A 9,568-nucleotide genomic window follows, 5' to 3' on the forward strand; every position below is an offset into this window, starting at 1 on the left:
TTTTAACTGAAATTTTGTGCTATTTTGAGATGGTGTAATATGGCCAATTTTTGTACTAACTGTGGAAGTAAAATAAGAAAAGAAGATAAGTTCTGCACTAACTGTGGAACTAAAATAAGAAAAGAAGATAAGTTTTGCACTAACTGCGGAACAAAATTAAGAGAAGAAGACAAGTTCTGCACTAACTGTGGAACTGAAAATGATAAATCAGATATAAAACCAGATAAACATTTATTTAACTCAGAACACGGCAGTTTGGAAAAAATATACAGAATAGCTAAAGAAAAAGAAAAAAAGAAAAAATTAAAAATAATTGATGAAATATTTGAATCAGAAGAAATCAGATTAGAAATAATTAAAAACAATATCAACCAGATTAATGTAATTTCCATTAAAGATAATCTAAAAACTAAGTTAATCGATGAAAAAGAAAAAATGAGTGAGGAAGAAATTAAATATTTCATAAAAACAGAATTAAAAAAAGCGAAAAAAGAACAAAAAGAAATTAGTAAAAAAATAGAAAAGAATGAACCAGTTCATGGAGGATATTGTAACTTGAATTGCAGACATTGCTACGAAGAATTTATGGATAGTGGAGGAGGGATAGTTGGTGATTTTGATAGTGAAGGATATGTTGAATATTATTGTGGTTTAGGACATTCTTTATCCTACGGGAGTTTTTGTAAAGATTATGAATGAACCGTCATAATTGCTAATTTTTGAATATTTTAAAAACTAATATTCATTTGAATGATACCTTATTTTCATGAGAATAAACGGAAAAATATGCTTGAACGCATTGTAAAAAAATTTAATTAATTTTTCTGCTTTTTAATCCATATTCAACAATACTAAATTTAGTTTTAAAACAATCAACTTGAATATTAAATTTTATATATCTACTTCCTTTTTATTTTTAAGTTTCAGGTATAGATTTGTTGGGAGCTAATTTTGCTCGGCAATTAAATATTACTCCTTTTCTTTTTTCTTTTTAACTAAATCTTTCATTTCAGCAAATTGGCGATTAACATATCCATTTACTATTGAAACCGCCAAAGTGGCCGTACCGACACCAGATAATATGAAGCCACTCCAAGCCAATACCAACGAATTAATTTTACCTATTATGTTTTTTCCTGAAGCGTCAAAACTGTTGCTTGTGAATGCATTGGACACCATGGTTATGGAGTCCATAGGAGAAACGTTTTCAACCAGGATGGTAAATAAAAAACTAACCAGTATTATTGCAAATAACAATATTATGGTTATTCCCAATCCGTTATTTTCAGTATAATCAACAAATTTGCGGAAGTAAACTTTAATGAAATACAAATATCCGATAATATGGGTCAGATCCAATAAAACAACAATACTATCTCCAAAGAGTATTCCAGTTATGGAACCGAATGGAATTAATAGGAATAATAAAACTTTATCTTTTAAGGAATTTTTGTCCATTTTAAGAGCAAGATATATTGAAACAATAATATCCAAAAGATATGCAAAATAAAAACCTTCGTTCCAATCAAAGGTCAGATATAAACAAATCATGATAATGACCAATATCACAATCAAATAAAAAACTTGCTTTAATAAGAATACTTCTTCAGAAGGAAAATATTCTTGAGGATTTGAAAGCCTTGACTTTTTAAAACGGGCTATTAATCTGCCTTTATTAACAATATATTTGGCAATATATACTAAAGCAGCGAAAATTCCCATTGCAACCAATATCTGGAAAATAGAAATAAATATCCATTCAATGCCCATTATTCTTCCTCTCCTTCTTCAATCAATTTTCTTAATTCTTCAAATTCCTTTTTAAAATGCCTAATTAAAAGCGCCGCCGTTAATGTTGCAGCACCTACTCCAGAAAGAATATATCCTCCCCAAACCAGCAATAAACTGTTGAGTTTACCAGAAATAGTATTACCAAAAGCAGAATACCCATTACCTGTAAATTGATTGGAAACAATTACAAGAGAATCTAAGGCATTCGCACCTTCTGCATATTGTGTTATGAAAAATCCTGCGAAAATTACTGCAAATAACAATATTATAGTTAACCCCAAAGCGTTTGAATTAGTATATTCTACAAATTTATCGAGACTGAGTTTTGCAAGGTATATAAAGATGAAAGCATGAAGAAAATCTGCAAAAATTACTAAACTAAGGCCAAATAAGGGATAAACTAAAGATCCATATGGAACCAATAACAACCAGATAAGTCTATTTTTCCAAGAACTCATATCTAATGTGATTGCAAAATATAGTGAAAGTGCAATGTCAAATACTGCAAAATAATACAAATCATTTTGGGACCCCATAAAGGAATAGAAAATATTTACAACACACAGTGCCATCAAAATTAAATAAAAAACCTGTATTAAAGTATGGACTTCATCTTCAGGCAGTAATTCATTGATATTTATGGAGTTTCCATACTTATTTTTTAATTTATGATATATGACTTTGCCTAAAATGGTTAAAACTAGAAAGATAATAATTACCACAGCTAATTGAAACAAAGTACGAGTAAATATTTCCATAGGTTCACCAATTAACTTTTATATTGGTAATCCTTATTATAATTTTAGGAATTGAAAAATTAAATAATTATTTAATAAATCATTAAGATAAATATTACCTGTCTTTAATAAAGATGTTATATTAAAAATATTTAAGCAGATGACCGAAACCGCTACATTTCAAAATAATTTTATTTGACCGGTTATTTGTAATAAATATTTTAGGTGGTTTAAAATGGAATACGAAATAAAAGGTGGTTCTTTTCCTATTGTAATATGCACATTACAAAAGGGCGAGATAATGAAAAATGAAACAGGAGCAATGGCATTCATGACTTCTGGTATGAATATGGACACTAATACTGGTGGAGGCTTATTGAAAGGGCTTGGAAGAGCATTAGCTGGGGATACCATATTTTTAAATTTCTTTACTGCAGAATCTGATGGAGAGCAAGTAGGATTTTCATCATGCACTCCTGGAAAAATCATGCCTATAAGATTGAATGGGTCAAATACAATTATCGGTCAGAAAAATGCCTTTTTAGCAGCTGAAGAAGGTGTTAATATTGACATACACTTTAGAGATAAGCTTGGATCCGGAATATTTGGTGGAGAAGGTTTTATCCTTCAAAAATTTACCGGAAATGGTATGGTATTTTTAGAAATTGATGGGGAAGTCATTGAAAAGGACTTGGCGCCTGGAGAAAAATTATTAGTGGATCCTGGTCACATTGCTGCAATGGAAGAAACCGTTGACTTTGACATTGAAAGAGTTAAGGGAGCTAAAAATGTATTATTTGGAGAAGGATTGTTCTTCTCAAAATTAACAGGCCCCGGCAAAGTATGGATTCAAACAATGCCAATATCCAAATTGGCCGAATCATTAATTCCTTTCTTGCCAGAACGCAAGGAATGATAATTAAAAAGAGTTTATTTTTTAATAAACTTTTTTTAATCTTATTTTTAAAACAAAACACTGGAATTTAAATTTATTTTAGTTTTACTTAGAATTCAATCTGTTGTTCATTAAAAAAAGTTCAGATAATTATTTTTTTGATAAAAAAAAGAAAAAAAGAAAAAAAGATTGGTTTGATTATGCTTCGGAGTATAACAAACCAATAGCTCTATTGTAGAAGAATACAAAGTAAACTGAAAAAATACCTAATAAAATAGCACCAATGGTATTATTCATATTAGTAATTAATGCAAGGATAAATGCAACAACTACTAAGATGATGACAATAACAAGAACAGTTCCAATGATTTTACCTAATCCTACTTTGGAAATGTCTCCAATAGCTTCTCCAATAGCTAAAGCATCACCTAAACTATCAGTTTTTGCTAATCTACATTTTGCCATAAAGTTAGCTAAAGCAAATACAATAATTAAAATTATACTGATTATGGCAAGTATCCAATCTCTTAGGAAAAGACCTAAAATTAAAATTATAATTGCAGGAACAACGTAATATACAATACTAACAACAATTAATTTTAAAGCATTGGAAATTTGTCTTCCAATATCTATTCCAGGACTATCAGCTCTTCTTTCAATACCATATTTTATAATGTCCAAACCATATCCTTCAATCAAGAACAATACAAGAATAAAAACAATAATTCCAACAATAGTCAATCCGCTAAAAGCAAATCCAGCCATACCTTTTGAAGAGAATGAAGCTGCACTTGAAATTAGAGTTGCACCTCCAATAATTCCGGCGATTATAGCTAAGATTGCATATAAAACTAATGCTTTAATATTACTAAATGGATATGCTATAGCATCTCCTATTATATCTCCTATACCCATGTTTATTCACCTTTTTTAATTTTTAATTTAAATAAAACTCATTTGAGTTAAAATTATTTTTATTAGTTAATCAATATAAATATTGCGATAAAATTTTCTTTTGTTTGGAAATTAAAACGAAATAATGTGTTCAATTGTACAATATTCGTTCTGTATTTTTTTAAGACTTAATATAAAAAAATAAAAATAAGTAAAAATAAATTCATATTTTATTAAAAAATGTAGCAATATTTTGACAATCATTGAAATTAATTTCAAAAGATTATGCTTTTGTATTTTTACGTTCAATTTTGTCCTTATCATCAATATAAACGATAGTCAAAATAAGCATGACAACATGCAAAACAAGTAGAATCAATGAGGTCTGGTTGAATGCTACTACTGAAGCAGTATTGTGGTCTATGGCTCCTCCTGCCAAAACAGCTACTATAACAACTACAATTGATGAACCGATTGCTGCAAAAATCTGCCTTAATGTATTGTTTACTGCAGTTCCATCTTCCACCTTGTCGGACACCATGGTCAAAGTCCATGTTGTTGCAGGCATCAAAGCCATCCCCGTACCGATTAGACGAATTGACTGAGTTATGGCCATGAATTCAAAAGAGGAATCCTGAGTGTAGAACATCATGGTTGCATACCCTATTATGGAAAAGATGCATCCCATAATCAGGACCTTTTTGATTCCTATTCTGTTAGTAAGTAAGGGACCTATTATATTAAATACAATTATCAGTAATCCCCCCGGAAGCATCACAGAAGCGGAAATAATTGCGGAATTGTAGGCTACGCCCTGAATGAATATGGGAATAAGTGCAGTACATCCGTTCAAACATGAAAATAGAATGCAGATGAATGTTGTGCCCACTAGGAAATACTTGTTTTTAAGTATTGACAAGTTAATCAAAGGCTTTTCCAATTTTGGTTGACGTTTTACAAATAGTATTAACGTTATGATTCCAATGATTATAGGTAAAATTACAAGATAATGTGTAAATCCATAATCTGCAACGTTTGTAAAACCAAGCATCACTCCTGCACATCCAATCACGGACAATATAACAGATAAGTAGTCGAGAGGATAATCTTCAGTAGGAGTATTGTCTTTTACAAAGAATATGCCTAAAACCAAAAGGATTATTGTAGCAACTGTGAAAAATGAGAACAGTTCCCTCCATCCATATAACGTTATAACAAATCCTCCTATGAAAGACCCTAAAACAGGAGCTATTGCAATAACCAAACCATATAACCCCATATAAGTCTGCCATTTCTCTTCAGGAATGGTTCTCAAGAGCAAAATCTGAACATATGGCATTATGATACCATTTCCAATGGCCTGAAGAACTCTGCCAATGATTAACACTATTAATGAATTTGAAAAATAACATATGCCTGATCCTAAAAGAAATATAATTAATGAAAAGAAAAATATTGTTCTTGCACTGAATCTGCGTGATATATAAGCACTTAACGGAATCATGACTCCTACAACAAGCAAGAATACTGAATAGGACCATTGCGCCTGCGTTGATGAGACAGAAAAGTCACTCATCAGGTAAACGACACCTGTTGTAATAATTGACTGAGCTATTGTTACCAGGCCTGCTGCCAAGGTAAACAGAATCAATAGCCGCATCCGACTGTTTAATTTTACATTCATTTTTTTTCACTAAAATTAGATTATAATTATACTTTGTAATGAATATTATAAATAATTTATTAATTTTTTTTGTTGAAAAACAATATTATAGAAAGTTACATTAAATATTTGTTTTAAAATCAATCAAAAATAAAATAAATATTTAAATAACGATTTTTCACATATATTATCCATAGTGATAATTATGAAAGCTTTAAAAATTATGATTGTCCTGTTTATCCTAATCATGTCTGTAGGTGCTGTCTGTGCAGCAGAAAGCATCACCGACAATACAATAAGCAATGACAGCAAAGAAATATTACAAACGGTTCAGGAGGATATCACAACTGACGACAGTTCGGATGTCCTTGGAACCGCTCAGAATGACATCTACACAGCAAGTGAGGATTCATTCACCAATCTGACTGATGAAATAAAAAGTAAAGATGTTGTGGATTTAACTCACGACTATAAATTCAACAATGAAACTGATAACAAAAATGGAATTGTTATCGGCAAGGATAATTTTGTACTTAACGGTAATGGCCATACAATTGACGGGAAAAATCAATCAAGAATATTCAACATTACCGCAAACAATGTAACATTAAGCAATCTGATTTTAACTGGTGGTAATGCTGAAAAAGGTGGGGCAATCTATACTACTGGGTCATTGACATTGAGCAATGTTACTTTCATTGACAACTATGCATTTAAACAGGGTGCTGCAGTTGGGCTTTATGAGAATGTAACTATCAAATGTGATAATTCAAGATTCATAGACAATTATGCTGTTGAAAAAGGTTCAGCAATATATCTTGATAAAGGAGAATTAGATCTTTCAAATACAAACATGACCTCAAAATGGGTTTCCAAATCAGCTCAAATTACTGCTTATAAAAATGCTATAATCTATATAGAAAATGCAATTTTTGCTGATACTACTTCAACCTATTCACCTGCATTATACATTCAACGTTCTAACGTTTCAATTATTAATTCCAAATTCAATAATTTAAAAGCTGACATTACTGCAGGGGCAATAAGTCTTAAAGAATGTGGTGAAGTATACATTGAAAACTGTGAATTTACAAACGTTACATCTTCTAAAAATGGAGGAGCTATTAATGCAGACATTTGGGGAGACCTTGGTGTTAACGGTAATGTAACAATAATTGATACAATATTTAAAGACACTTCTTCCGAATTTGGTGGAGCATATCTTCAATTAGGTGGAAATTTATTCATAAACAATACATTATTCACAAACAATCATGCTAGATATAATGGAGGATCACTTTACCTTTCATATGTCACAAGCAACATTACTAATTGTAATTTCACCTCAAACGGTGTTGACGTTATTGAAGGATATCCAACCTATGGTGGTGCAATATTCAATGATATAGGTACTTTAAATGTGGATAAAACCAATTTTATCAATAACACTGCAAGTGCAGGAAGCGCAATCTGTACATATGATTCATCATACAACATTAAAAATTCACTGTTTGAAAACAATATAAACCCAATCTACACATTTTTTGATAAGGTTGGTGTTTTAGACAACAATGTTTATATCAATGATGATAACATCTCCACCAACAACGAACTTCATTCAACAATAGTGATTGGACAAGGCATGCAATTAACATTGCTGAATAATACTATTAACATCACTAATCTTCCAAAAAGATTTGATTTGCGTGACTGGGGATGGGTATCGCCAGTTAGAGATCAAGGTTGGATGGGTGCCTGCTGGACATTCGGAATGACTGGAGCTTTAGAATCTGTAATATTAAAAGCTGCTGGAATCACATCTGACTTTTCAGAAAATAACATGAAAGATTCAATGTATAGATATTCAATTTATGGGGACACTAGTTTAGTTGAAGGGGGAAACAGTGTTTATGCTATAAGTTATTTAGTAAGCTGGCTTGGAGCATTAATATATGATGCAGATGTTTATGATGAAATGGGAAAAATTTCCCCTGTGATAACAACTTTAAATGATATTCATGTTCAAGATGCAATATTCGTACCTAATAATGAAATCCCTAACGGAACAAAACTTAAGGAAGCAATTATTAAATATGGTTCTCTGGCTGTGTCTTATTATGGGCAATCTACATATGATGAATCAAATCCGTATTATAATGATACTACATATGCACAATATGTTGATAAACCTTTAGATCCAAATCATGCCGTTTCCATCGTAGGATGGGATGACAATTTCCCAAAAGAAAACTTCTTAATCACCCCTCCTGGTGATGGTGCTTGGATTGTTAAAAACAGCTGGGGTCCTGGCTGGGGAAATGATGGATTTTTATATGTTTCATATTATGACCAAACACTCTTAAGATATGATCCTGCTCAGCCAAGTAGTTGTGCTGCTACAGTAATATTTGAAAATACCGTACCTTACAACAAGAACTACCAATATGCAATTATAGGTGGCGGTAATTTCATGTCTGGTGAAAAAAATATAAGTTATATGAATGTGTTTGAAGCATTAGATGATGATTTGATTGCTGCTGTCGGAACATACTTCAACCAAGAGGATGTCAATTACACCGTTGAGATTTATGTCAATGATGAGTTGAAATTAACTCAAAAAGGAGTATCACCATTCTTCGGTTACCACACAATCAAATTAGATGACTACATATCAATCAAAAAAGGAGATGTATTCAAAGCAATTATAACTTCCAATGCTATGCCTTATATTATACAGCCTGATGTGAGAGTAGATTATACTGAGAATATTTCCTTTTTCTCTATTGATGGGGCACCATGGGCTGATTCTTATAAAGATGGAGGAGCAATTGTTTGCTTAAAAGTCTATACCGTTGCTGATGACAGTAAAATCATCAACAACAAAAACATTACTGTCGACTATGACGGAGGCAAATACTTCTCCGTCAATGTTGTAACTGAGGACGGAATAGCTGTTGCAGGTGTCAGCGTAAAATTCAACATCAACGGCGTGACAAAAACAGTTAAAACCAACAGCAAAGGTGTCGCTAAAATCAAAATAACACAAACCCCTAAAAAATACACCATCAAAACCACATACAACGGAAAAACAGTCAAAAACACAGTCACCGTAAAACAGGTTTTAACCACAAGCAAAGTCACAGTCAAAAAGACAGCCAAGAAATTTACCTTAAAAGCAACCCTTAAAATCAACGGCAAACTGGTTAAAGGCAAAAAGATAACATTCAAATTAAATGGCAAAACCTACAAGGTCAAAACCTAAAACATACACTGTCAAAGTAACCTACAAAAAAGACACCATAAAAACAACCGTTAAAGTTAAGTAGATAATTTATTATCTACTTTTCTCTTATTTTTTTTAACAATTTATTACTTCGTTCATTTTTTCCAAACCAATTAGAATAATCATCATTAAAACTTCTCAAAACTAAATAAACATGCTTATATATCCACTTTTAATATATATTAATATGTGATAATTATGAAGGTTTTAAAAATTTTGATTGTCATGCTTATTTTGATAATGTCGGTGGGAGCAGTCTGTGCAGCAGAAAGCATCACCGAAGATGCAATTGGAGATGACAGTAA

At 31.4% G+C, this 9,568-nt stretch carries 7 protein-coding genes; 3 read left to right on the forward strand and 4 right to left on the reverse strand.

Annotation, left to right across the window (positions count from 1 at the left end; all coding sequences use genetic code 11):
- Positions 1 to 39: 39 nt before the first annotated feature.
- Positions 40 to 699 carry a zinc ribbon domain-containing protein gene (locus QZU75_RS10910; RefSeq protein ID WP_296883722.1) on the forward strand — a complete coding sequence of 220 codons (660 nt, stop codon included), beginning with the start codon at positions 40 to 42 and terminating at the stop codon, positions 697 to 699.
- A 270-nt stretch (positions 700 to 969) separates the two neighbouring features.
- Here QZU75_RS10910 and QZU75_RS10915 read toward each other — a convergent pair whose 3' ends face one another.
- Entirely contained in the window at positions 970 to 1,770 is an 801-nt protein-coding gene (locus QZU75_RS10915) for a hypothetical protein (RefSeq protein WP_296883724.1), read from the reverse strand.
- On the reverse strand, positions 1,770 to 2,549 hold the full coding sequence (locus QZU75_RS10920; RefSeq protein WP_296883725.1) for a hypothetical protein: 780 nt from the start codon (positions 2,547 to 2,549) through the stop codon (positions 1,770 to 1,772). The genes QZU75_RS10915 and QZU75_RS10920 overlap by 1 nt, the downstream gene beginning before the upstream one ends.
- A 214-nt stretch (positions 2,550 to 2,763) precedes the next feature.
- Here QZU75_RS10920 and QZU75_RS10925 point away from each other — a divergent pair, with 214 nt between their 5' ends.
- Positions 2,764 to 3,444, forward strand: coding sequence for a TIGR00266 family protein (locus QZU75_RS10925; RefSeq protein WP_296883727.1), 681 nt, complete (start codon positions 2,764 to 2,766; stop codon positions 3,442 to 3,444).
- A 177-nt stretch (positions 3,445 to 3,621) separates the two neighbouring features.
- Here QZU75_RS10925 and QZU75_RS10930 read toward each other — a convergent pair whose 3' ends face one another.
- Positions 3,622 to 4,338 (reverse strand): DUF4013 domain-containing protein, encoded by a 717-nt coding sequence (locus tag QZU75_RS10930; RefSeq protein WP_296883728.1) that lies wholly within the window; start codon positions 4,336 to 4,338, stop codon positions 3,622 to 3,624.
- Positions 4,339 to 4,600: 262 nt separating this feature from the next.
- A complete protein-coding gene (locus QZU75_RS10935; protein WP_296883730.1) occupies positions 4,601 to 6,001 on the reverse strand; it encodes an MFS transporter in 1,401 nt (466 codons plus the stop codon).
- A gap of 184 nt (positions 6,002 to 6,185) precedes the next feature.
- Here QZU75_RS10935 and QZU75_RS10940 point away from each other — a divergent pair, with 184 nt between their 5' ends.
- On the forward strand, positions 6,186 to 9,242 hold the full coding sequence (locus QZU75_RS10940; RefSeq protein WP_296883732.1) for a C1 family peptidase: 3,057 nt from the start codon (positions 6,186 to 6,188) through the stop codon (positions 9,240 to 9,242).
- Positions 9,243 to 9,568: the final 326 nt, after the last annotated feature.

The sequence above is a fragment of the uncultured Methanobrevibacter sp. genome, assembly GCF_902764455.1.
Taxonomy (GTDB): domain Archaea; phylum Methanobacteriota; class Methanobacteria; order Methanobacteriales; family Methanobacteriaceae; genus Methanocatella.